Raw genomic sequence first — 270 nt, 5'->3', positions numbered from 1 at the left:
CCGCAACACATTACTTCGCGATGATGTCGCGATTGAAGTACTTCTGCGAAAGCGCGCTGAGCGTGCCGTCTTTCTTCAGCGCCTCGAGCGCCGCGTCGACCTTCTTCGCGAGCGCCTTGTCGCCCTTGCGCAAGCCGAAGCCGGTTCCTTCGCCGAGCGTGGCCGGATCGCTGAGCGGCTGACCGGCAATCGCATAGTCGTGACCGGCCGGCTTCTTCAGGAAGCCGTCTTCCACCGTTTGCGTTTCCTGCACCGCGGCGTCGAGCCGCC

At 64.1% G+C, this 270-nt stretch carries 1 protein-coding gene; it reads right to left on the bottom strand.

Annotated elements, in window-relative coordinates; all coding sequences use genetic code 11:
- Nucleotides 1-10: 10 nt before the first annotated feature.
- Nucleotides 11-270 (bottom strand): transporter substrate-binding domain-containing protein (locus SB772_RS41260; RefSeq protein ID WP_410838683.1); only part of this gene is annotated, 260 nt, incomplete at its 5' end.

The sequence above is a fragment of the Paraburkholderia sp. SIMBA_030 genome (assembly GCF_046535245.1).
Taxonomy (GTDB): domain Bacteria; phylum Pseudomonadota; class Gammaproteobacteria; order Burkholderiales; family Burkholderiaceae; genus Paraburkholderia.
Note: the sequence above shows the minus strand (reverse complement) of the source record. Positions and strands in the feature narration are given on the sequence as shown.